General features: G+C 70.9%; 22 protein-coding genes. 8 read left to right on the forward strand and 14 right to left on the reverse strand.

The window, feature by feature from the left end; translation table 11 throughout:
• Positions 1–88: 88 nt before the first annotated feature.
• The gene (locus JIX55_RS43940) at positions 89–496 is read right to left on the reverse strand and encodes a RidA family protein (RefSeq protein WP_257568788.1); all 408 of its coding nucleotides are present in this window, start codon (positions 494–496) and stop codon (positions 89–91) included.
• A 121-nt stretch (positions 497–617) separates the two neighbouring features.
• Between JIX55_RS43940 and JIX55_RS43945 the strand changes: the two genes are divergently transcribed.
• On the forward strand, positions 618–998 hold the full coding sequence (locus JIX55_RS43945) for a winged helix-turn-helix transcriptional regulator (RefSeq protein ID WP_257568789.1): 381 nt from the start codon (positions 618–620) through the stop codon (positions 996–998).
• Between the two features lie 70 nt (positions 999–1,068).
• On the opposite strand, the gene JIX55_RS43950 is transcribed toward JIX55_RS43945, so the two are convergent.
• Positions 1,069–1,815, reverse strand: a complete 747-nt coding sequence (locus JIX55_RS43950; protein ID WP_443046670.1) for a DUF6215 domain-containing protein — start codon at positions 1,813–1,815, stop codon at positions 1,069–1,071.
• A 94-nt stretch (positions 1,816–1,909) separates the two neighbouring features.
• Positions 1,910–2,947 (reverse strand): LacI family DNA-binding transcriptional regulator, encoded by a 1,038-nt coding sequence (locus tag JIX55_RS43955; protein WP_257568790.1) that lies wholly within the window; start codon positions 2,945–2,947, stop codon positions 1,910–1,912.
• A 226-nt stretch (positions 2,948–3,173) separates the two neighbouring features.
• Here JIX55_RS43955 and JIX55_RS43960 point away from each other — a divergent pair, with 226 nt between their 5' ends.
• From JIX55_RS43960 to JIX55_RS43970, 3 genes are all read left to right on the forward strand, one after another.
• Complete coding sequence (locus JIX55_RS43960) at positions 3,174–3,956, forward strand: TIM barrel protein (protein WP_257568791.1); 783 nt, start codon at positions 3,174–3,176, stop codon at positions 3,954–3,956.
• Positions 3,957–4,106: 150 nt separating this feature from the next.
• On the forward strand, positions 4,107–5,126 hold the full coding sequence (locus JIX55_RS43965) for a sugar ABC transporter substrate-binding protein (RefSeq protein ID WP_257568792.1): 1,020 nt from the start codon (positions 4,107–4,109) through the stop codon (positions 5,124–5,126).
• Positions 5,127–5,237: 111 nt separating this feature from the next.
• Entirely contained in the window at positions 5,238–6,257 is a 1,020-nt protein-coding gene (locus JIX55_RS43970; RefSeq protein ID WP_257568793.1) for a Gfo/Idh/MocA family protein, read from the forward strand.
• Between the two features lies 1 nt (position 6,258).
• Here JIX55_RS43970 and JIX55_RS51670 read toward each other — a convergent pair whose 3' ends face one another.
• Complete coding sequence (locus tag JIX55_RS51670; protein WP_443046671.1) at positions 6,259–6,498, reverse strand: hypothetical protein; 240 nt, start codon at positions 6,496–6,498, stop codon at positions 6,259–6,261.
• A gap of 287 nt (positions 6,499–6,785) precedes the next feature.
• On the opposite strand from JIX55_RS51670, the gene JIX55_RS43980 reads away from it, so the two are divergent.
• Entirely contained in the window at positions 6,786–9,002 is a 2,217-nt protein-coding gene (locus tag JIX55_RS43980; protein ID WP_257568794.1) for an alpha-L-fucosidase, read from the forward strand.
• Between the two features lie 7 nt (positions 9,003–9,009).
• On the opposite strand, the gene JIX55_RS43985 is transcribed toward JIX55_RS43980, so the two are convergent.
• From JIX55_RS43985 to JIX55_RS43995, 3 genes are all read right to left on the reverse strand, one after another.
• Complete coding sequence (locus JIX55_RS43985; RefSeq protein WP_257568795.1) at positions 9,010–10,050, reverse strand: L-idonate 5-dehydrogenase; 1,041 nt, start codon at positions 10,048–10,050, stop codon at positions 9,010–9,012.
• A gap of 25 nt (positions 10,051–10,075) precedes the next feature.
• Positions 10,076–10,846: an SDR family oxidoreductase gene (locus JIX55_RS43990; RefSeq protein ID WP_257568796.1), complete on the reverse strand. Its 771-nt coding sequence runs from the start codon at positions 10,844–10,846 to the stop codon at positions 10,076–10,078.
• 99 nt (positions 10,847–10,945) lie between these two features.
• Positions 10,946–11,962, reverse strand: coding sequence for a 2-hydroxyacid dehydrogenase (locus JIX55_RS43995; RefSeq protein WP_257568797.1), 1,017 nt, complete (start codon positions 11,960–11,962; stop codon positions 10,946–10,948).
• A 259-nt stretch (positions 11,963–12,221) separates the two neighbouring features.
• Between JIX55_RS43995 and JIX55_RS44000 the strand changes: the two genes are divergently transcribed.
• Both JIX55_RS44000 and JIX55_RS44005 read left to right on the forward strand, forming a co-directional pair.
• Positions 12,222–12,989: an IclR family transcriptional regulator gene (locus JIX55_RS44000; RefSeq protein ID WP_257568798.1), complete on the forward strand. Its 768-nt coding sequence runs from the start codon at positions 12,222–12,224 to the stop codon at positions 12,987–12,989.
• A gap of 164 nt (positions 12,990–13,153) precedes the next feature.
• Positions 13,154–14,017: an SDR family oxidoreductase gene (locus tag JIX55_RS44005; protein ID WP_257568799.1), complete on the forward strand. Its 864-nt coding sequence runs from the start codon at positions 13,154–13,156 to the stop codon at positions 14,015–14,017.
• A gap of 77 nt (positions 14,018–14,094) precedes the next feature.
• Here the strand turns inward: JIX55_RS44005 and katG are convergent, their stop codons facing one another.
• From katG to JIX55_RS44020, 3 genes are all read right to left on the reverse strand, one after another.
• Positions 14,095–16,311, reverse strand: a complete 2,217-nt coding sequence (gene katG, locus JIX55_RS44010) for a catalase/peroxidase HPI (protein WP_257568800.1) — start codon at positions 16,309–16,311, stop codon at positions 14,095–14,097.
• Positions 16,312–16,335: 24 nt separating this feature from the next.
• Positions 16,336–16,779 (reverse strand): Fur family transcriptional regulator, encoded by a 444-nt coding sequence (locus tag JIX55_RS44015; protein ID WP_257568801.1) that lies wholly within the window; start codon positions 16,777–16,779, stop codon positions 16,336–16,338.
• 191 nt (positions 16,780–16,970) lie between these two features.
• Positions 16,971–17,897 (reverse strand): EamA family transporter, encoded by a 927-nt coding sequence (locus JIX55_RS44020; RefSeq protein ID WP_257568802.1) that lies wholly within the window; start codon positions 17,895–17,897, stop codon positions 16,971–16,973.
• 130 nt (positions 17,898–18,027) lie between these two features.
• Between JIX55_RS44020 and JIX55_RS44025 the strand changes: the two genes are divergently transcribed.
• Positions 18,028–18,843, forward strand: coding sequence for a UdgX family uracil-DNA binding protein (locus tag JIX55_RS44025; RefSeq protein WP_257568803.1), 816 nt, complete (start codon positions 18,028–18,030; stop codon positions 18,841–18,843).
• Positions 18,844–18,858: 15 nt separating this feature from the next.
• Here the strand turns inward: JIX55_RS44025 and JIX55_RS44030 are convergent, their stop codons facing one another.
• From JIX55_RS44030 to JIX55_RS44045, 4 genes are all read right to left on the reverse strand, one after another.
• Positions 18,859–19,653, reverse strand: a complete 795-nt coding sequence (locus JIX55_RS44030) for an SAM-dependent methyltransferase (RefSeq protein ID WP_257568804.1) — start codon at positions 19,651–19,653, stop codon at positions 18,859–18,861.
• Between the two features lie 200 nt (positions 19,654–19,853).
• Positions 19,854–20,510 carry a LutC/YkgG family protein gene (locus JIX55_RS44035; protein WP_257568805.1) on the reverse strand — a complete coding sequence of 219 codons (657 nt, stop codon included), beginning with the start codon at positions 20,508–20,510 and terminating at the stop codon, positions 19,854–19,856.
• Positions 20,507–22,054: a LutB/LldF family L-lactate oxidation iron-sulfur protein gene (locus JIX55_RS44040; RefSeq protein ID WP_257568806.1), complete on the reverse strand. Its 1,548-nt coding sequence runs from the start codon at positions 22,052–22,054 to the stop codon at positions 20,507–20,509. The genes JIX55_RS44035 and JIX55_RS44040 overlap by 4 nt, the downstream gene beginning before the upstream one ends.
• The gene (locus JIX55_RS44045) at positions 22,051–22,806 is read right to left on the reverse strand and encodes a (Fe-S)-binding protein (RefSeq protein WP_257568807.1); all 756 of its coding nucleotides are present in this window, start codon (positions 22,804–22,806) and stop codon (positions 22,051–22,053) included. The genes JIX55_RS44040 and JIX55_RS44045 overlap by 4 nt, the downstream gene beginning before the upstream one ends.
• Positions 22,807–22,885 lie beyond the last annotated feature (79 nt).

Raw genomic sequence — 22,885 nt, forward strand, 5'->3', positions numbered from 1 at the left:
TACGCACATGGGTTCGACTGACGTCGGCAAGCTGTCACAGCCCTCGGACATGACTGACCGTCGACTTCGAACCGACGCCGTCGCACCGTCAGTCGAGGACCGCCGTGGCCTCGATCTCGACCAGGTGGTCGGGGATGTCCAGGGCCGCGACGCCCAGGAGAGTGGCCGGAGGGGTGGCGGTGACTCCCAGCCGGGCGGCCGCCCGGGTGATCCCCTCCATGAGCGCGGGCATCTTGTCGGGCGTCCAGTCGACGACGTGGATGTTCAGCTTCGCCACGTCGTCGAAGGAAGCGCCGGCCCCGGCCAGGGCGGTACCGACGTTGAGGTAGGACTGCTCGACCTGGGCGGCCAGGTCGCCCTCGCCGACGGTGGCTCCGTCGGCGTCCCAGGAGACCTGACCGGCGATGAAGACCAGCTTCGAGCCGGACGCGATCGACACCTGCCGGTACGCGTCGATCTTCGGCAGTCCGTCGGGGTTGACGAGTGTGATGGCCATTGCTGTACGCCTCCTTGCAGCACGAGCCATGGGGCGCGTGCTCTCTTGTGGTTACTCGGAAACCGTAGGAGAGTGAAGCCCTGACATGGAAGAACGCACTTTTCAGTGACTGGGGAACCTGATGGTGACCAAGCAGTTCAGCGGCTTGCCCGAGGACGCGGACCTGTCGCGGGCGGACTCTCTGGCGAGGGAGATCTTCTCGGACATCGCCAACAAATGGGCGTTGCTGATCATCGAAACCCTCGGCGAACAGACCCTGCGTTTCGGCGAGTTGCGGACCGGGGTCGAGGGTGTCAGCCACAAGATGCTCACGCAGAACCTGCGGATGCTGGAGCGCAACGGTCTGGTCGACCGGACCGTGTACCCGACCGTGCCGCCTCGGGTCGAGTACACCCTCACCGAGGCGGGCCGGGGCCTGCGCAAGACGGTCGACGGAATGTGCGACTGGACCCAGCGGTACCTCGGCCACATCGAGGCCTCCCGCCGCAGCTTCGACGACTGAGGGGCGGGGTCTGCCGGGCAGGCCGGCGGGGTGTGCCCCAGGGGGCCCCGCCGGCGGTGGTGACGATTCGTCAGTCGGCGGTCTTCCAGCCGGGGATCCTCGGCAGGACCTTCTCGGCGGCGCGGAACAGCGCCGCGTCGTCGGGCGTCAGGGCGTCCTGGCGCCAGATGACGAGTTCGTAGGAACTACCGCTGTCCTTCGCGTCGCCGGCGACCAGCAGGTGGCGGGCGACGCCGCCGGGGCCGGACTCGGTGTCACCGCCGTCGAGCCGGAAGGAGATGGCGATGGTCTGGCCCGAGTAGAGGACCGCCGGGTGTCCCAGGACCGTCTTGTTCTCGGCGGTGTCGCCCAGGTACTCGGCCGAGTCGGTGACCGGGAGGTCTTCGTAGGACGCCGAGAGCTGCACGGTGTAGGTGTCCAGCTTGACGGTCGCCTCGGGGGTGACGGTCTCGGTACCGTCGGCCCAGCTGGACTTGCTTTCGCTGCCCGACGCGGTCACCGCCTGCTCGGTCGGCGTGCCGAGGAGCTTCGGCAGGTCGGAACGGTTCAGCGCGGTGCACAGCTGAGCGCCGGAGACCTTGCCCCGCGGCGCCGGCGAGGCGTCGTCCGAGGGCGAACAGACGGCCGGTCCCGTGGTGGAGGGCGTCCGGTCGAGGACGTCCCCCAGCAACCACATGCCTCCCAGGAGTGCCCCGACGGTCGCCACCGCCCAGAACACCTGGGTCCCCGTGCCCATTTCCTTGCCGGCTCCGGCTCCGGTTCCCGCTCCGGCTCCGGAATCGGCGAAATCGTCGACCATGTCCCCCACGTCCCCCATGCCCCCACCTTGATGTGCACACGCCCCACGTGCGCCGGGGGAGCCTAACCGGTGATCGTCGCGAGGGGAAACGGGATTCTGTAGGCGTCGCGGTTCACGGCGAGCCCTGCGGCGCCGCTGTCGTGCTGCGGGTGACGAGACGCGGTGGGATGACGCTCTCCCAGTCGTCGCCTGCCGCCTCCCCCTCCAGGCGGGCGACGGCCCGCTCCACCGCCATGCGGGCCATATGGTGCACCTCCTGCCCCACCGTGGTGAGGTCGATGTGGGCCAGGCGGGCGAGGTGGCTGTCGTCGAAGCCGACGACGGAGATCTCGTCGGGCACGGCGACCCGGGCCCGCAGGAACGTGTCGAGGACCCCCGTGGCGCAGTGGTCGTTGAAGGCGAGGACAGCGGTGGGGCGGGCGGCTGCGGTGAGGAGGGTACGGGCGGCCGCGGCGCCGTCCTCCTCGGTCATCCCGCCCGGGACGAGGCGGGCCCGGTCGGCGAGACCGTGGCGGTTCATGGCCGTCCGGAAGCCGCGGCGCCGGTCGGCCGCGCCCGGCGCCCGGCCGCCGTCGATGTGGACGATGTCCCGGTGGCCCAGCGCCACGAGATGGTCGACCGCCTGACGGGCGCCCTCGTCGTCGGCCGTGCGCACCACGTCGACGCCGGTGGCGCGGGGCCCCAGCCGCCGGGCCACACTGACGACCGGCAACTGCGCCGCGAGCTCCGCCAGCCGGGTGCCGGGGACGGACGGGCTGAGCAGGATCAGCGCCTCGCAGCGGTCCGTCAGCAGCGTCTCCACGGCGTGCTGCTCGCTGCGGCTGGGCGCGACGACGCTGAGGGCCAGCTGGTACCCGGCGGACTCGGCCGCCGTGTACAGGGCCTCCACCAGGTCGGCGTGGAACGGCTGTTGGAGGTCGAACTGCACGCCCAGCAGATGTGAGCGGTTGCTCCGCAGCAGCCGCGCCCGGCTGTCGGGCCGGTAGCCGATCTCCCGCGCGGCCTGCAGCACCCGCTCACGGGTGGCGGCCCCGGCCCCCTTCGCGCCGCGCATGACGATGGAGGCCAGCGCGGTGGACACACCGGCCCGCGCCGCCACATCGGTGAGCGTGGGCCGCTTTCCGTCCCGGACCGCGGGGGTCGATGGCACCGTACGGCCTTCCTGGTCGAGGTGTCCGTTCCAGGGGCGATGGTAGCCGGTGAGCGGGGGACGGGGGAGGAACAACAAGGTCAAAGGTGCTGCAACGTTCTAGTCCGGAAGGGCGGGAGATCCACTGCGATGTTCTGATTCCGTGCCCGCCCGGACTCTTGACAGGCCCCCGGGTGGCTGGCGTACTTCTACTGCTCAGTTAGAACGTTCTAGTCCTGGAGTCGCGATGCGCACGTTGGCCGTCTGTGCCGAGATGGTCTTCCGGGAGCTGCCGATGGAAGAGCGGGCCCGGCGGATCCACGAGGCCGGCTTCCAGGTGGAGATCTGGGACTGGACCCGGCACGACCTCGACGCCCTGGCCCGTACGCCCGCCGAGTTCTCCTCGATGACCGGCTACATCAGAGGCAGTCTCACCGACGAGGACGGGGCGGCCGAACTGCTGCGCACCGCCGAGGAGTCGGTGAAGGCGGCGGCCCGGCTGGGCTGCCCCCGGCTCAATCTGCACGGCACCGGCCTGGACGGCGACGGCCTGCCCGTGGTGCCGGTGACGGGCGGGGCCACCGGCGAGATGTGGATCGCCGCCCACCGCACGCTCACCCGTGTCGCGGAGCTGGGCGAGAGGGCGGGGGTCACCTTCACCCTGGAGAACCTCAACACGGCCGTCGACCATCCCGGGGTGCCGTTCGCGCGGGCCGCTGACACCATGGCCCTCGTGGCGGCGGTGGACCGGCCCGGACTGCGGATGAACCTGGACCTGTACCACGCGCAGATCGGCGAGGGGAACCTCATCGAGCTGATCCGCCGGGCGCACGGCGCGGGCCTGATCGGCGAGATCCAGGTGGCCGACGTACCCGGCCGGTGCGAGCCCGGCACCGGAGAGATCAACTATCCGGCCGTCGCCCGCGCCCTCGCGGACCTCGGTTACGACGGCACGGTCGCGATGGAGGCCTGGGCCCGCGACGACAGCGATGCCGCCCTGGAGCGTTTCCGCTCCGCGTTCACCCTCTGAACTCCGCCGCCTTCATCCGAGGACGAAGGCGGTCCGAACCCTTCCTCCCACCCTCCGACCCCCCTGCCGGAGGGCCGGGCCGTCCCTTCCCTTCCCTCCCTTTCCCTTCCCGTTCCTTCCCCCGTGTCAGCACAGTGAGGTGCCGAGACCATGAACCGTTCACTCAACCCCCGCTCCCGCAGACTCCCCTCCGTCGTGGCCGTCGCCGCCGCGGCGGCTCTGGTCCTCGCCGGCTGTTCCAGCGGTTCCGGCGGCAAGGAGGCCGAGGAGGGCGGGGCCGATGCCTCCGCGGGCAAGGCCGGAACGCCGCAGATGACGGTCGCGATGGTCACCCACGCGGTCCCGGGCGACACCTTCTGGGACATCATCCGCAAGGGCGCCGAGGCGGCCGCCGCCAAGGACAACGTCGAGCTGATCTACTCCAACGACCCCAACGCGGCCAACCAGGCGAACCTCGTCCAGAACGCGATCGACCAGAAGGTCGACGGCATCGCCGTCACCCTCGCCAAGCCCGACGCGATGAAGGACGTCATCGCCAAGGCGCAGAAGGCCGGCATCCCCGTCGTCGGCTTCAACGGCGGCGTCGACGACTGGAAGGACCAGGGCCTGCTGGAGTACTTCGGGCAGGACGAGACCATCGCCGGTGAGGCCCTCGGCAAGCGACTCGGCGAGAGCGGCGCCAAGCACGCGGTCTGCGTCATCCAGGAGCAGGGCCATGTCGCCCTGGAAGCCCGCTGCGCCGGTGTGAAGAAGGGCTTCCCGGGCGAGACCGAGAACCTGTACGTCAACGGCTCCGACATGCCGTCGGTGAAGTCGACCATCACGGCCAAGCTCAAGCAGGACGACTCCATCGACGAGGTGGTCACGCTCGGCGCCCCGTTCGCGCTGACCGCCGTGCAGTCGGTGGACGACGCGGGCAGCAAGGCCAAGGTGGCCACGTTCGACCTCAACAAGGAACTGACCGGCGCCATCGAGAAGGGCGACATCGAGTTCGCCGTCGACCAGCAGCCCTACCTCCAGGGCTACTTGTCGGTGGACTCGCTGTGGCTCTACAAGAACAACGGCAACTACATGGGCGGCGGCGAGCAGCCGGTGCTCACCGGCCCGGCCTTCGTCGACAAGAGCAACGTCACCTCGGTCGCCGAGTTCGCGGCGAAGGGCACCCGCTGAACGGCGGGAGCGGACAGGGCGCGGGCCCGCGGTGACCACACCGCGGGCCCGTTGTCCACGGCCGCGCCCACCCCGGTGATCGCGGTCACCCCCACGACAGGAGGGAACGGCATGTCTCAGCAGGGCTCACTCGGTGTCGCCGTCATCGGCACCGGCCGGATGGGCGCCGACCACGTGCGCCGGATCACCGAGGTGATCAGCGGCGCCCATGTGGCCGCCGTCGTCGACCTCGACACCGACCGGGCCAAGGCGATCGCCGCCGGCGTCGAGGGATGCACGGCCTTCGCCGACCCCGCCGAGGCGCTGACCGCACCGGGCGTGGACGCCGTGCTCGTCGCCTCCCCGGGTCCCGCCCACGAGGCGGCCCTGCTCACCGCCTTCGAGCACGACCTGCCCGTACTGTGCGAGAAACCCCTCACCCCGGACTCCGCCTCCGCGCTGCGCCTGCTGGAGGCCGAGCGGCGGCTGGGCCATCGCCGGGTGCAGGTGGGATTCATGCGCCGCTACGACCGCGAGTACGTCAAGCTCAAGGCCCTGCTGGACAGCGGTGAGCTGGGCCGGCCGCTGATGCTGCACAACCGGCACCGCAACGCCGACGCCCCGCCCGGGTTCACCGACGCCATGGCCATCAACGACTCCGTGGCCCACGAGGTGGACGTCACCCGCTGGCTGTTCGGCCAGGAGATCACCGCCGTCACCGTGCTGCGGCCCCGGCCGTCCGCGCACGCCCCCGAGGGCCTGAGCGATCCGCAGTTCGTCGTCTTCGAGACCGACGGCGGCGCCCTGGTCGACGTCGAGATCTTCCTCAGCGCCCGCTACGGCTACCAGGTCCAGGCCGAGGCGGTCTGCGAGAACGGCACGGCCCGCATCGGCGACGGACACGACATGCTCGTCAACGCGGCGGGACGCTGGGGCGGCACGGTCACCCCGAGCTACCTCGAACGATTCGAGGACGCCTACGACCGTCAGGTCCAGGCATGGGTCGACGCCACCCGTCGCGGCGAGGTCACCGGACCCAGCACCTGGGACGGGTACGCCGTCGCGGCGGTCTCCGAGGCGGGCGTCCGCGCCCAGACCGAGGGCGGCCGGGTCGAGGTGCGACTCGTCGAACGCCCCGGCCTCTATCGCTGACTCAGGACGCCTCCTCGGCGAGCGGGCCGCCGCGACCGGCCCCGGCGACGGGCGCGGCGGCTCCACGTGGCCGCGCAGCCAGTGCTCGGTGGTCGCTGACGTACGGCAGCGCTGCGGCCCGGCTCAGCGCGGCGTCACGACGGGCCGGCGCCGCGAAGATCGCCTCGCCCGAGACGCGCGTGATCCGGGTGGCGGCCGGCGCGGTGGCGGAGGGTTCCAGCAGCCGTCCGACCTCCAGCACCCGGGCACCGCCGGCGCCTTCACCGCCTCCCGGGCGAGGTTGCGCGACAGTCCCGGTCGGGCGGCGAGATCCGATTCCGGAGGCAGCTTCGCGCCCTGGGCAACGCGCCCGGGCGGATCAGCTCACGGAGCTGATCGACGGCCCTGTCCGCGAGAGACATACGATGTCTCCTCTGGGGCAAACCCTGTTCTTCCTGGGCAAACCAATCATCTCCCCAGTCCCGACAGGCACATTCATCCCTGCGCGACCGTTGACAGTGGAACGCCACATGCCTGACGTTCGTGCGTATGTCGCAATCGATCAGCAGGCGCAGATTATTGGCCGGCGCCACGGCCGTCGTCGCGGCCGCAGCGGCCACCGACGTGTTCGTGGCCGGGCACGCACTGGCCGCCCCGAGGACCTACACACCGACCTGGGACTCCGTGAACCGGCACCCCGCCGCCCCCGAGTGGTTCCAGGACGCCAAGTTCGGCATCTACTTCCACTGGGGCGTGTTCAGCGTCCCCGCGTACGACAGCGAGTGGTACCCGCGCAACATGTACGTGCCGGACCACAAGGCGAACCAACACCACATCGCCACGTACGGGGACCCGGCCGACTGGCCGTACCACAACTTCATCGACGGGGCCGACGACCTGGCGGGCGACCACAAGGAGTTCGCGCCCAGGCTCAAGTCGGAGGGCGGCGCCTTCGACCCCGACGAATGGGCGCAGCTGTTCGTCGACGCCGGCGCGCGGTTCGCCGGGCCGGTCGCCGAGCACCACGACGGCTACTCCATGTGGGACAGCCGGGTCAACGAGTGGAACTCCGTGGCCAAGGGGCCACGACTCGACCTGCTGGAGCTCTTCACCGACGCCATCCGCGCCAAGAAGCTGAAGCTGCTGGTGGCCATGCACCACGCGTACAACTACACCGGCTACTTCGAGTACGCGCCCACCCAGTCGGACCCGAGCCTCAAGAAGCTGTACGGACAGCTGGGTTCGGAGGCGGAGAACCAGCTCTGGTACGACAAGCTCAAAGAGGTCGTCGACCGATCCCGGCCGGACATCCTGTGGCAGGACTGGCGGCTCGACCACGTCGACGAGACACAGCGGCTGAACTTCCTGTCGTACTACTTCAACCAGGCCGACAAGTGGGGCAAGGAGGTCGTCGCCACCTACAAGGACGGCTTCAACAGCCACGGTTCGGTCTTCGACTACGAGCGCGGCGGCCCCGCCGACCTCACCGCGCCCTACTGGCTGACCGACGACAGCATCTCCAACACCAGTTGGTGCCACACCGAGGGCATCGGCTACTACTCGCTCGCGCAGATGCTGCACTCGTTCATCGACCGGGTCAGCAAGAACGGCAACATGCTGCTCAACATCGCGCCGCAGGCCGACGGCACCATCCCGCAGGGCCAGCGCGACCTCCTTCTCGGCATCGGCGACTATCTGAAGCGCTTCGGCGAGTCGATCTACAGCACCCGGGCCTGGACCGCGTACGGCGAAGGCCCGACGAAGATGGGCGGCGGCTCCTTCACCCGGCCCACGGCCGGTACCGCGCAGGACATCCGGTTCACCCGTGACAAGGCGGGCACGGCCCTGTACGCGACGGTCCTGGGCTGGCCCGGCAGCTCGCTGACCGTCAAGACGCTCAACTCCGACCGGATCGACCTGGACTCGCTGTCCTCGGTGGAACTCCTCGACACCACGGCCGGCACGTACATCGACCTCGCCACCCCGACCCAGGACGCGACCGGACTCAAGGTGGCCCTTCCGTCGGCGGCCCCCTTCGAGGCCCCCGCGTACGTCCTCAAGTTCCGCTTCTCCGGCCGGATCCCCGTCCTCCAGCCCCTCGCCGGCGCCCTGGCCTTCAGGGATGCCCGCTACTCCGGCGACAGCGCCGTACTCGCCCTCGGCACCTACACGGCCGAACAGCTCACCCTGTCCGGCATGCCGCCGCGCACCCTCTCCTCACTGAAGCTCGCTCCGGGCTACGAGACGGTCGGCTACTCCGGCGACGACTTCACCGGCACCGCGTGGACCTTCACCGCCGACAACCCCCGGATCCGGAACGGGATCACCTCGCTGAAGGTCATGTTCGACCCCTCTGCCTGGTTCCGGATCACCAACGTCACCAACGGCCTGGCCCTGGACAGCGGAGGAGACGTCTCCGACGGTGCCGACCTCAAGCAACGGACCTGGGACGGCTCCGCCAACCTCCAGTGGCACGCCGTCCACCTCGGCAACGGCCACTACAGGCTGGAGAACCGGGCCAACGGCATGGTCGCCGACGGGTGGGGCGCCACCAGCGGTGGCGCCACCGTCAAACAGGCGGTGTGGAACGGCGGCACGAACCAGCAGTGGCTGATCACCCACCGTGGCGACGGCCGCTACTCCCTCGCCAACCGCACCACGGCACTCGTCCTCGACGGCGGCGGCAACGTCTCCTCCGACTCCGTCGCCAAGCAGTGGACCTGGGGCGACAGCACCAACCTGCTGTGGACCTTCACCGAGGTCTGACGTCCCCTCACGCCTCCCCGGACAGATCCAGCAGCACCTTGGAGGCGACGGTGCGGTCCTGAGCCGTGTCGAACGCGGCGACGGACCGCTCCAACGGGAAGGTGTGGGTGACGACCGGCTCGACAGGGAGGCCCTGGGCCAGCAGGGACAGGGCCTCGTCGAACTCCGTGTCGAAGCGGAAGGCGCCGCGCAGTTCGAGTTCGCGGGTGACCGCGACATTGCCCAGCAGTCCGATCTCCCCGGGCGGCAGCAGCCCGAGCATGACGACGGTGCCACCGCGCCGCACCCGCTCCACACAGCTCCGCAGCCCGGCCGGAGCGCCGGACGCCTCCACGGCGATGTCGAAGACACCGGCCCAGGCGGGATCGTCGGCCCGGTCCGCCCGTACGGTGGCGGTGGCGCCCACCTCGCCGGCGATCCGCAGCGGTTCGTCGTGGAGGTCGCTGACGACGATCTCGGCGGCGCCGGCGTGCCGCAGCGCCGCCACGACGAGACAGCCGATCGGCCCGGCCCCGGCGACCAGCACCCGCTTGCCACTCACCTCGCCCGCCCGGCGCACGGCGTGCAGCGCCACCGACAGCGGCTCGGCGAGCACGGCCCGGCGCAGGCTCAGCCCGGGCGGCAGCGCCCGGATCTGGTCCGCGGGCACGGTGATCAGCTGCGCGAAGCCGCCCTGGACGTGCGGGGTGTGGGCGGCACTGCCCAGATAGCGGGTGTGGGCGCAGATGTTGCGCCTGCCGCGCGCACACTCGGGGCACACCCCGCAGGGCGTGGCGGGATGGATCGCGACGGCCGCGCCCACCGCCGGGGCGGTCGGCCCCTCGACCCCGGGCCCGAGCGCGGCGACATGGCCGACCACCTCGTGGCCGAGCACCATGGGCTCACTCACGGCGAAGTCACCCACCCGGCCCCGGTGGTAGTAGTGCAGATCGGAACCGCAGATCCCGCCGAGCGCGACGGCGACCGCGATCTCACCGGGTGCGGGATCCGCGTACGGCCGTTCCTCGACCCGGAGATCGCCGGCTCCGTGGACAACACACGCGTGCATGGGGCTCCTTGAGGCTTCGGTCGGGTCACAGGACAGACAGCATGCCGCCGTCGACGTACACCAGTTGCCCGTTGACGAAGTCGGAGGCGGGAGAGGCGAGGAAGAGCAGGGCACCGACGAGATCCTCGACCTTGCCCCAGCGGCCGGCCGGAGTCCGCTTGCGCACCCAGGCGCTGAACTCCTCGTCCGCGACCAGCGCGGAGGTCAGCTCGGTGTCGAAGTAGCCGGGGCCGATGCCGTTGACCTGGATGCCGTGCGGACCGAGGTCGGCGCACATGCCCTTGGTGAGCATCTTCAGGCCGCCCTTGGTCGCCGAATAGGGTGCGATCCCCGGGCGTACCGCCTCGCTCTGCAGCGAACAGATATTGATGATCTTGCCGTGGCCCCGGGGGACCATACGGCGCGCGACCTCGCGGCCCACGAGGAAGGCGCTGGTGAGGTTGGTGTCGAGCAGGCCGTGCCAGTCCTCGTCGGTGAAGTCGAGGAAGGGGGCCCGGCGTTGGGCGCCGGTGTTGTTGACCAGGATGTCGATCGGTCCGGCGCGGTCCTCGACGCGGGTGACGGCGGCGGCGACCGCGGCGGAGTCGGTGACGTCGAACGCCTCCGCGAGGACCGCCGCGCCGAAGGTCTCGGCCAGCTCCTCGCGGGTGGTCTCCAGGACGACGGTGTCCCGGCCGTTGAGCACGACCGTGCAGCCGGCTTCGAGCAGGCCGACGGCCAGGGCCCGGCCGATACCGCGGCTCGAACCGGTGACCAGGGCGACCTTTCCGGTGACGTCGAAGAGGGGGTGGGCCATGGGTGTCGTCCTCTCAGGCCTGGCTCAAGGTGCCGGGGCGGTTCGGCGGGGGTCCGTGGGCCGGACCGGGCCGTGGGGCTGCCGGGGTGGATCGTGTGGTCAGGCGCTGGTGGGCCGGGCCGGGCGGCTGGATGCCGGTGTGCCGGGCCGTCCCGCGCTGCCCGGCAGCGGTGTCCTCGCCGGGACGCCCGCGAGGACGTCGAGGATGTTGTCGACCGCGAGATCCACCATGGCGGCCCGGGTGGCCTCGGTGGCCGAGCCGATGTGCGGGAGGGCCACCACGTTGGGTTCGCCGACCAGGGGTGACAACTCGGCGCCCATCGGCTCGCGTTCGAAGACGTCCAGGCCGGCGGAGTGGATGGTCCCGTCCCGCAGCGCCTTGAGCAGCGCGTCCTCGTCGACGACTCCGCCGCGTGAGGTGTTGACCAGGGTGGCGGTCGGCTTCATGGCCGCCAGCTCGGCGGCGCCGATGAGGTGGCGGGTCCGCGGGGTCAGGGGGACGTTCAGCGAGACCACGTCGGACTCGGCGAGGAGGGTGGACAGGTCCACCGGCGTGGAGAGCGCGTCCTCGCGCGCGGACCGGCTGTGGTGCAGCACCCGCATCCCGAAGCCGTGGGCCCGCCGGGCCACCGCGCGCCCGATCTGGCCGTAGCCGACGATGCCGAGCGTGGCGCCGTACACGTCCAGGCCCAGGTAGTCGCCCATGCGAGGCACGGTCCACTGTCCGGCCGTGAGCGAGTCACGGGCGGCGCCGATCAGCCTGCGGGCCATCAGGACGAGCGCGAAGGTCAGATCGGCGGTGGTCTCGGCGAGGACGCCGGGGGTGTGCGTGACCACGACACCGCGCTCGGCCGCCGCGTCCCGGTCCACGCCGTCGAACCCCATGGCGGCCAGCGCGACGACCTTCAGCGAGGGCCCGGCGGCGTCCAACAGGGCTGAGTCCACCCGGTCGTTGCCCAGGCAGAGGATGCCGGTGACTCCGGCGGCGAGGGCCCGCAGCTCGGCCGGTTCGGGTCTGCCGGGCCCGTCCCAGCGCACCAGCTCGGCCCGGCCTGCCAGCCGGTCCAGGCCTCCGCCGGGGAGGGCGGGCCGGGTGGTGAGCACGCGCTGCGTCATACCTGACTCCCTGATTTTCCCACTGAGTGGAAAAGCTGTCTGCTCAATGGAAAACATCGTCGGCGTGGCGGACGTGCGCTGTCAACCATCGGGCGGGTCGCCGGCGTGGGTGAGCGGCGTCGCCGAGTAGCGGCACCGGGTGCGCCGGTGCCGTGCCACCGCATCGCACCGTGGGGTCGTCCCCGGATCGCGCCGTGGAATCGTCCCCGGATCGCACCGCTGAGTGGGAAGTTTTTCCACCCAGTGGTAATTTGCCGCTGTGAGCGATGGCGAGGTACCGGCAGATGTGGTCGGACGAGCGATCCGGCTGCTCGTCCTGGTCGGCGAGCACCCGCACGGCATCACCCTGTCCGAACTGGCCCGCGCCAGCGGCGTCGCCGTCAGTACGGCCCACCGGCTGGTCAACTCCCTCTGCCGTGAGGGCCTGGTGGAGTTCGAGGCCGACGGCAAGCGGTACAAGCCGGGCCTCAGGCTCTTCCAGCTCGGCCAGCGGGCGGGCCAGGTGTACGGATTCGCCGGCACCGCCCTCCCCGTGATGCAGCGCGTGACGCGGCAGACCGAGGAGGCCACCCTGATGTCCGTCCTCGACGGCACCCGGCACCTCTACGTGCACTACGTGGACGGCCCCCTGCCGGTCGGCGTCCGCAGCGACCCGGGCCGCCACGGCCCGCTGCACTGCACCTCGATGGGCAAGGTCCTCATGGCCTTCGCCCCCGACGACGTGCGCGCCGACCTCCTGGAACGCGTCGACCTCACCCCGCACGGCCCGAACAGCATCACCGACCGCGACGTCCTGCGTGCCCAGGTCGCCCGCGCCGCCGAACTCGGGTACGCCACCGCCGACGAGGAGCACCACGCCGGCCTGCGCGCCGTGGCGGTCCCGATCCTGCGGCCCGACGGCAATGTCTTCGCCGCCCTCTCCACCGCCGCGCCCGCCTTCCGCCGCAGCATGGACGACCTCGTCGCCATGGTTCCGCTGCTCCGGGCGGCGGCCGCCGAACTGGGCGTCCGGCTGCCCACCCGCTGACCCGCACGCCTCCTGCGGCAGGTCGCCTCCATGGCCAACTGCCCAGCGGCGGCGGCACGTTCTCGCCCCCCGAGCGTGTCCGGCAAGCCGTGCTCGCCGCCTCGCGGAGGGCATCCTCACCCTGAGGGCGCACGGCGCGCCCACGGCTGGGAGGGCTGACGGACATGGGACATCTCGACGGACAGCGCACGGGACACCTCCAAGGACCGCGCACGGGACTCCTCGAAGGCAAGACCGCGCTGGTCACCGGGGCGGGCACCGGTATCGGCCGGGAGACGGCGCTGATGCTCGCCGAGGCGGGTGCGACGGTGGTCCTCGTCGGACGCCGGCAGCACATCCTCGACGAGGTCGCCGCGGTCATCAAGGACGCCGGCGGCGCGGCGTTCACCCGCTCCACGCATGTCGAGAACGCCGACGAGGTGCGGGAGTTGGCCGAGTGGACCCGGGACGAGGCCGGCCCCGTCGACATCCTCGTCAACAACGCGGGCGGCGCCGGCAAAGTGCCCGACGTCCGCTGGACCGGCGAGGAGGAGTGGAACGCCGTCATGGGCGTCAACCTCACCGCGGTCTATCTGCTCACCCAGGCAGTCCTCCCGGACATGCTGGAGCGCGGCGGCGGCTCGATCATCACGATCTCCTCACTCGCCGCGGTCCGGCCCACCCTCCTCGGCGGAGCCCCGTACGGCGCGGCGAAGGCGGGCGTACGCAACTTCATGACCTACCTGCACAACACCTTCCGCAACGACCTCATCCGCGCCACCTGCATCCTTCCCGGCGAGGTCAACACCCCGATCCTGGACAGCCGCGCCGCCCCGCCGAGCGAGGAGAAGCGGGCGGCCATGGTGCAGCCGGAGGACGTGGCACGGGCTGTACTGCTGTGCGCCACGCTCCCGCAGCGGACGGTCGTCGAGGAGCTGGTGATCGCGCCGACTCTGCCGCGGGACTCGTCCGCCGACGTGGAGACCAGCCGCTGGATCGGGGCCCCGGAGGACGCCCGCCCGGTGAATCGAGCAGGCTTTCGCGGATGAGCGCACGAGCATCAGGCGCACGAAAAACGTCCGGGCCGGCCCGTGAAGGGCCGACCCGGACGCCGTGATCGGGCTGATCAGACCAGGTCGAAGCGGTCCAGGTCGGAGACCTTGGCCCACGCCGCGACGAAGTCGTTCACGAACTTCTCCTTCGCGTCGTCGCTCGCGTAGACCTCGGCGAGGGCACGGAGCTCGGAGTTGGAGCCGAAGACGAGGTCGGCACGGGTGCCGGTCCACTTGACCTCGCCGGTGGCCGCGTCGCGGCCCTCGAAGAGGGTCTGGTCCGCGGACGTGGACTTCCAGGTCGTGCCCAGGTCGAGCAGGTTGACGAAGAAGTCGTTGGTGAGCTTGCCCGGGGTGTCGGTGAAGACGCCGTGCGAGGACTGGGCGTGGTTGGCGCCCAGGACCCGGAGGCCACCGACGAGGGCCGTCATCTCGGGGGCGCTGAGCGAGAGCAGGTTCGCCTTGTCGAGAAGCAGGTACTCGGCGGGGAGGCGGTTGCTCTTGCCCTGGTAGTTGCGGAACCCGTCGGCCGAAGGCTCCAGCGCGGCGAAGGACTCCACGTCCGTGTGCTCCTCGGTCGCGTCCACGCGGCCCGGGGTGAACGGCACCTCGACGTCGTAGCCGGCGTCCTTGGCGGCCTTCTCGACCGCGGCGGCACCGCCGAGGACGATCAGGTCGGCCAGGGAGACCTTCTTGGCGCCGGAGTTGAACTCCGACTGGACGCCCGCCAGGACGCTCAGGACGTGACGCAACTCGTCCGGGTTGTTGACCTCCCAGCCGCGCTGCGGCTCCAGACGGATACGGGCACCGTTGGCGCCGCCGCGCTTGTCGCTCTCACGGAAGGTGGAGGCCGACGCCCACGCGGTGGACACCAGCTGCGAGACGGTCAGACCCGAGGCGAGCAGCTTGGCCTTGAGCGCCGCGATGTCGCCGGCGTCGATGACCTCGCCCTCGGCCTCCGGCAGCGGGTCCTGCCACAGCAGGGTCTCCGCCGGGACCTCCGCGCCGAGGTACAGCGACTTCGGGCCCATGTCACGGTGGGTCAGCTTGAACCAGGCGCGGGCGAAGGCGTCCGCGAACTGCTCGGGGTGCTCGTAGAAGCGACGCGAGATCTCCGCGTAGATCGGGTCGAAGCGGAGCGACAGGTCGGTGGTGAGCATCGTCGGGAGGTGCTTCTTCGACGAGTCGTGCGCGTCGGGGATGATCGCCTCGGCGTCCTTGGCGACCCACTGGTTCGCGCCGGCCGGGCTCTGGGTGAGCTCGTACTCGTACTCGAACAGGTTCTTGAAGAACCCGTTGCTCCACTGGGTCGGCGTGGCGGTCCAGGTGACCTCCAGACCGGAGGTGATGGTGTCGCCGCCCTTGCCGGTGCCGTAGGTGCTCTTCCAGCCGAGGCCCTGCTCCTCCAGCGAGGCGGCCTCGGGGTCGTTGCCCACGTTGTCCGCGGGGCCGGCGCCGTGCGTCTTGCCGAAGGTGTGACCACCGGCGATGAGGGCGACGGTCTCCTCGTCGTTCATCGCCATGCGGCGGAAGGTCTCACGGATGTCGCGGGCCGCGGCGATCGGGTCCGGGTTGCCGTTGGGGCCCTCCGGGTTGACGTAGATCAGACCCATCTGGACGGCGCCGAGCGGGTTCTCCAGCTCGCGGTCGCCGGTGTAGCGCTGGTCGTCGAGCCAGGTGGTCTCGGGACCCCAGTAGACGTCCTCCTCGGCCTCCCAGACGTCGGCGCGGCCGCCGCCGAAGCCGAAGGTCTCGAAGCCCATCTGCTCCAGGGCGACGTTACCCGTGAGGATCATGAGGTCGGCCCAGGAGATGGACTGGCCGTACTTCTTCTTCACCGGCCACAGCAGACGGCGGGCCTTGTCCAGGTTGGCGTTGTCCGGCCAGCTGTTCAGCGGAGCGAAGCGCTGCTGACCGGCACCGGCGCCGCCGCGGCCGTCGCTGATGCGGTACGTACCGGCGCTGTGCCAGGCCATACGGATCATCAGCGGGCCGTAGTTGCCGAAGTCGGCCGGCCACCAGTCCTGCGAGGTGGTCAGCACCTCGGCGATGTCCTGTTTCACGGCCGCGAGGTCGAGGTTCTTGAACGCCTCGGCGTAGTCGAACTCCTCACCGAGGGGGTTCGCCACGGCCGGGTTCTTGGCGAGGATCTTCAGGTTGAGCCGCTCCGGCCACCACTGACGGTTTCCGCCGCCCTGGGTCGGGTGCGCGGCGCGGCCGTGAGCGACCGGGCAGCCTCCCGTCTCCTCGGGCTTCGCGTCCGTGACGATCGCGTCGTGGTTCTCAGTCATGGGAGTCCTTCCGGAACTGGTGGATCACGGTGCTGAACTGCTGGCTTTGGAACATTGGGGGCACAGGCCCCAGTAGATGACCTCGGCCTCGTCGATCGCGAAGCCACGGTCGTCTGAGGCGGTCAGGCACGGGGCATGCCCGACCGCGCAGTCGACGTCGGCCACGACACCGCACGAGCGGCATACGAGGTGGTGGTGGTTGTCTCCGACACGGCCCTCGTACAGGGCCGGGCTGCCGGGTGGTTCGAGGCGGCGTACGAGGCCGGCGCCGGCGAGCGCGTTCAGGGCCTCGTACACGGCTTGGAGGGAAATGTGGCCCACACGATCGCGCACCCCTGAGGCGATCGCTTCGACGCCGAGGTGGTCGCCGTCCCGGACGGTTTCCAGCAGCGCGACGCGCGCGGCCGTCACCCGCAGGCCGGCACCGCGCAGTTCCTCGGCGGTGTTCGGAGGCTGGGATGCGGTCATGGCGACCAACCTACCCTCATAAACACGAACAGTTCAAGAAAACGAACGACCCAAGTTTGGTGGGCCGCGCCGGACACCGTCCGTGACCGCTCCGACAGGGCCCGTACGCCTCCCACCTGGGACGATCGGCCGCGCGGCCGCCGGGGGCCGCACCCTCCTCGGCGGGAGTCCCGTCGGACGAGGTGATCGGATCAGCCCAAAGTGAGCAGCAGGATCGCGAGCGCCGCGCCGACGAGCCCGACCGTCTGCCGGATGTTCACCCGCTCGTGCAGCGCGGTCAGGCCGAGGACCGTGGGAACCGCCGGGTACAGGGAGGCCAGGACGACCACGACCGACAGCATCTGCCGCTGAGCCGCCCAGAGGTAGAGGATCAGCGCGAGCGCGGCCCCCGCCCCGATCGCGGCCGCCTTCCCCCACACCTCCGGCGGCTGACGGAACCGCCCGGCATGCCGCCACAGCCCGGGTAACAGGAGGGCGACCGCGGCCACCCGCCCCGCGACCACCGGCCACACCCCGCTCCCGGCACCGGCCTGCGCCAGCCCGAGATACTGCACCGCCACGCCCAGACTGGCGAGGAGCCCGTCCAGGGTCGCCCCCGTCCGCAACCCGCTCGGCGCTGCCCCGGTCCCGGCCGCCCCCGCCCGGTCCCCGCCGTCTCCGGCGCTCCCGGTTGCCGCCCCCGCCCCCGCCGCGGAGTCGGCCGCGCCACGGCCGCCGCCCGACACCAGCCACAGCGCCGGCAGCGTGACGCCGATGCCCAGCCACGCCACGGCGGCGGGCCGGTCGCCGAGCAGGAACACCCCGCACAACACCGACAGCGCCACCCCGGTGACCGCGCTCACCGGCACCACCACGCTCATGCTGCCCCGGCTCAGCCCCCGGTTGAGATACGTCATCGCCGCACCGCTCCCGATGCCGGACAGCGCGCCCCACAGCACGTCCGGGAGCCGCACCTCCGACGTCGGCGCCACGAACGCCACCACGAGCGCCAGCAGCAGGCCTCCCACCTGGCCGAGCAGGGTGACCACCGCGAAGTGCACCCGGCGGGAGAGCAGCCCCCCGGCGAAGTCGACGATGCCGTACAGGGCGGCGGACGCGAGGGCGAGAAGGGGGGCCATTCGTCCGTGGGTGCCCGGTGCGCGCGAAACCATGATGGATCCGGGACGGATCGGGTACCCGGGAACGAGTTCCGAGCCGGCTCCCGGTGAAGAGCTCCGGGCAGGCTCCCGGTGAAGGAGGTGGCAGCGGATGGGCCCCACGAAGCACGCGCGCGCAACCAAGCAAGCGACCCCCGCCAAGCAAGCGACCCCCGCCAAGCAAGCGACCCCCGCCAAGCAAGCGACCCCCGCCAAGCAAGCGAGCTCAACCGGACGTGCGAGCGGCACGGAGCGTACGAGCCCCACGAAGCCCCCCTCCCAGGACCCGCACGCCTACGACGCCGAGCCGTATCTGCCGAGCCGCGGCGGTCTCTCCGCCCATCGCCGTGCCGCGGCCGACTGTCGGGGGTGCCCCCTCCACGAGGGCGCCACCCAGACGGTGTTCGGCAAGGGAAACGAGTCCGCGCGGCTCCTCCTGGTCGGTGAACAGCCGGGCGACCAGGAGGACAGGCAGGGCGAGCCCTTCGTCGGTCCCGCCGGGCGGCTGCTGCGGCGGGCGCTGGACGAGGCCGGGATCGACATGGACACGGCCTATGTGACCAACGCGGTCAAGCACTTCAAGTTCACCAGGCCCCCGGGCGGCGGCAAACGCCGTATCCACAAGGCGCCCGACCTGCACGAGGTCGCCGCCTGCCGCCCCTGGCTGCTCGCCGAGCTGCGCCTCGTGCGGCCCGAGGTCGTGGTGGCCCTCGGCGCGACCGCGGGCAAGGCACTGCTCGGCAGCTCCTTCCGGGTCACGAAGGACCGAGGCGCCCTGTTGCCGATGCCCGACGACCAGGGGTCGTACGTGGTCGCCACCCTGCACCCGTCCGCCGTGCTCCGCGCCGACGACCGCGAGGGCGCGTACGCGGGGCTGGTGTCGGACCTGAAGGTGGCCGCCGAAGCTTTGGCCAAGAGTGAGCCGTAATTTCTGCGGCTCGCTCTAGGGTTTTCGCGCCACCCCGCCGAAACAGTCGACCTCCCACGGCTCGTCGGAGCCGCCCCGCTCGGCCCGCCACTGGGCCACGGACACGAGTCCGGGCTCCAGCAGCTCCAGCCCGTCGAAGAACCGGGCGAGCTGCTCGGGGGAACGGTTGATACGCGGGTTGTCGCTCGCCTCGTTCCAGTGCTCGACCATCACCCGCATCGCTTCCGGCCGGTACACCTCGGTGCTGTCGCCCAGGACCAGATGGCTGCCGGCGGGCAGGGCGTCGAGGAGCCGGGCGACGACGTCGTACGCGCTCTCGTCGGGCACATGGGCGGTGATGCCGAGCAGGACGAGGGCGACCGGGCGGGTGAAGTCGAGGGAGCGGGCGGCGCGTTCGAGGATGGTGTCCGGGTCGCGCAGGTCGGCGTCGATGAACGCGGTGGCGCCCTCGGGGGTGCTGGTGAGCAGGGCCGTGGCCTGGGCGAGGACGGTCGGGTCGTGGTCGACGTAGACGACCCGCGTGTCCCTGGCGATGCGCTGGGCGACCTCGTGGGTGGTGTCCACCGTGGGCAGGCCGGTGCCGATGTCGAGGAACTGGCGTAAGCCGGCCTTCTCGGTGAGGTGTGCGACCGTGCGGCGCAGGAACGCCCGCTGGGCGCGGGCGATGTCGACGATCTGGGGGTTCACCTCGCGGATCTCGTCGCCGACCTGCCGGTCGATCTCGTAGCAGTCCTTGCCGCCGAGCCAGTAGTTCCAGATCCGGGCCGAGTGCGGAATGTCGCTGTTGATCACCGGGCGGTCAAGTGACATGGGAAATCCCCGAGTTGAAGACTGTAGGTGCCACTCAACCTAACAAGATCACCGCGTGGGTGATCAGCGGAAGACCGCCACGGCGACCGCCCACCATCGAGATCCGGCCGACCTCATGGATCAAGGAAACCGAAGCCCTGGCCGGCCGAAGAGGCCGACCAGGGCCGGTTGGCCTGGCCGGTCAGGAGCGGGGCCCGGCCTCAGTCGCCGATCCCGGTCACCAGCACCACCTCCAGGGTGCGCGGACCGTGCACCCCCTCCACCCGGTCCAGCTCGATGTCACTGGTGGCGGACGGGCCGGAGATCCAGGTCAGCGGGCGTTTCGGGTCGAGTCGTTCGAGGGCCTGCGGCACCGACGACACGACCTGCTCCGGTACCCGTACGACGCAGATGTGGTGGTCGGGCACGAGGGTGATCCGGCGGCGGCCCTGGTCGGGGGAGCCGTCCAACACGATCGTGCCGGTCTCGGCGATGGCCAGGGCGCAGGCGGTGACGACGCTGTCGACCTGGTCCAGCTCGTGGGGGGTGCTCTCCACGCGGTCCGGGACACGCGTCACATCGGTCGCCGCTGCCAGCCAGTCCTCACTCAGCCCGGGCGGCGTGAGCACCGTCTTCGAGCCGTGCTCGCGCAGCAGCCCGGCGACGACCCCGGCGAGCCCGTCGGCGTCGGTGCGGTGCACGAGCGCCCGGTAGTCCGCCAGGTTCTCGGCCAGCAGATCCACCGTCTCCGCGACGGTCCGCTCGCCGTGTTCACGGAGATAGCCCCGCTCAACCGCCTGCTCGTACGGCGTGTCGTCCCGTGGTACGTCGGCGAGGGCGCGCCGCACCCGGCCGAGGATCAGATCCCTGCTGCTCACTTGCCGGTGCCCTTTCCGTCGTTCGTGGGTCCGTCGTTCGTACGTCCACCGTCTGTACGTCCACCGTCTGTACGTCCACCGTTCGTCCGCTGCCACCAGTCCCGGAACGGCTCGGCGGGCAGCGTGGGAAGATCGCGGCTGGCGCTCCACGCCTTGCCGGGGCCCGGCAGCGTACGGGGATGGAAGCGGCGGGTGCGGGAGGCGAGCCGCTGTCCGGTGCGCAGTGCGCCGGGGTGGCTGAACGCCCAGCGTGCCGCCCGCATCGCCGCCCGCTCGGCGGCATGCCCCTTCGCGGGCTTCAGCACGACCTTGTTGCCCTGCTCCGTCACCGGGCCGCCCTGGACGACCCGCTCCCGCAGGTGCACCAGCACCTCGGGGATGTCGATGGCGACCGGGCACACCTCGTAGCAGGCGCCGCACAGCGACGAGGCGTACGGCAGCGAGGCGTCGATCTCGCTCGCGGTGCCCCGGAGCTGGGGGCTGAGGATGGCGCCGATCGGGCCGGGGTACACCGAGCCGTACGCGTGGCCGCCCGCCCGCTCGTACACCGGGCAGACGTTGAGACACGCCGAGCAGCGGATGCAGCGCAGGGCCTGACGGCCGACCTCGTCGGCGAGCGTGTCGGTGCGGCCGTTGTCGATGAGGACGAGATGGAAGGTGCTCGGCCCGTCAGCCGTCCCGGAGTCTGTCGTCCCCGTCCAGGTCGAGGTGTACGGGTTCATCCGCTCGGCCGTCGAGGAGCGGGGGAGGGTCTGGAGGAAGACCTCCAGGTCCTGCCAGGTCGGCACGATCTTCTCGATGCCGACGACCGAGATCAGGGTCTCGGGGAGGGTGAGGCACATCCGGCCGTTGCCCTCGGACTCCACGACCACCAGGGTGCCGGTGTCGGCGACCATGAAGTTGGCGCCGGAGACACCGACCTTGGCGCGCAGGAACTTCTCCCGCAGATGCAGCCGCGCGGCGTCCGCCAGCTCGGCGGGCGTGTCGGTCAGACCCTCGGGGGCCGGGCGTCCCCACTCGCTCATCTCGCGCGCGAAGATGTCCCGGATCTCGCCCCGGTTGCGGTGGATCGCCGGGACGAGGATGTGCGACGGCCGGTCCTTGCCCAACTGCACGATGAGTTCGGCGAGATCGGTCTCGTAGGCGTGGATGCCCTCGGCCTCCAGCGCCTCGTTCAGCCCGATCTCCTGCGTCGCCATCGACTTGACCTTGACGACCTCGCTCTCACCGGTCGCCTTGACGAGATACGTCACGATCCGGTTGGCCTCGTCCGCGTCGGCGGCCCAGTGCACCGTGCCGCCGGCCGCCGTGACCGACTCCTCCAACTGCACGAGATACCGGTCGAGATGGCGGAGCGTGTGGTCCTTGATCTGTTTGCCGGCCTCGCGCAGCGCGGCCCAGTCGGACACCTCCGCGACCGCGTTCGCGCGTTTGGCGCGGATGGTGTGCGTGGCGTGGCGCAGATTGCCGCGCAGGGTCGTGTTGTGCACGGCTTCGTGCGCGGCCTTGGGGAAGGCCGGCATACCGACGAACGTCCCGCTCATACGAGGGGCTCCTCTTCCGTGCTCGCCAGGATCTCCGCGATGTGGACCGGCCGTACGGACGTACGCAGCCGGGTCATCGTGCCGCCGATGTGCATGAGACACGAGTTGTCGGCCGCGCACAGCACCTCGGCGCCCGTCGACTCGGCGTTGCGCACCTTGTCCGCGCCCATCGCCGCCGAGACATCGGAGTTCTTCACGGCGAACGTGCCGCCGAAGCCACAGCACTCGTCGGCGCCGGGCAGCTCCACCAGCTCCAGCCCCTTCACGGCCTGGAGCAGCCGCAGCGGCCGCTCGCCCAGGCCCAGGCTGCGCAGGCCGTGGCAGGTCGGGTGGTACGTCACCTTGTGCGGGTAGTACGCGCCGACGTCCGTCACGCCCAGCACGTCCACCAGGAACTCGGTCAGCTCGTACGTCTTCGGTACGACCGGCGCCAGAGTCCGCGCGAGGGTGTCCCCGCGCCCCTCCGCCCGCGCCCGCTCACCCATCCGTGGATACAGCTCGCGCACCATCGCCCCGCACGAGCCGGACGGTGTCACGATCGCCTCGTACTCCCGGAATACATCGGAGAACTGCCGGGCGAGCGGCTCGGCCTCATGCCGGTATCCTGTGTTGTAGTGCGCCTGTCCGCAGCAGGTCTGGCCCATCGGGAAGTCGACGTCGACGCCCAGTCTGGTCAGCAGTTTCACCACGGCGCGGCCGGTGTCCGGATAGAGCGTGTCGTTGACACAGGTCAGGAACAGGGCGACACGCATCGCGGCTCCTTGGGGGTCGGTCATCGGATGAGTGCAGGGTACGACGCGAGTACGCGGAGGGCGAGAGGCCCCGCGCGCC

Source organism: Streptomyces sp. DSM 40750, assembly GCF_024612035.1.
Classification (GTDB): domain Bacteria; phylum Actinomycetota; class Actinomycetes; order Streptomycetales; family Streptomycetaceae; genus Streptomyces.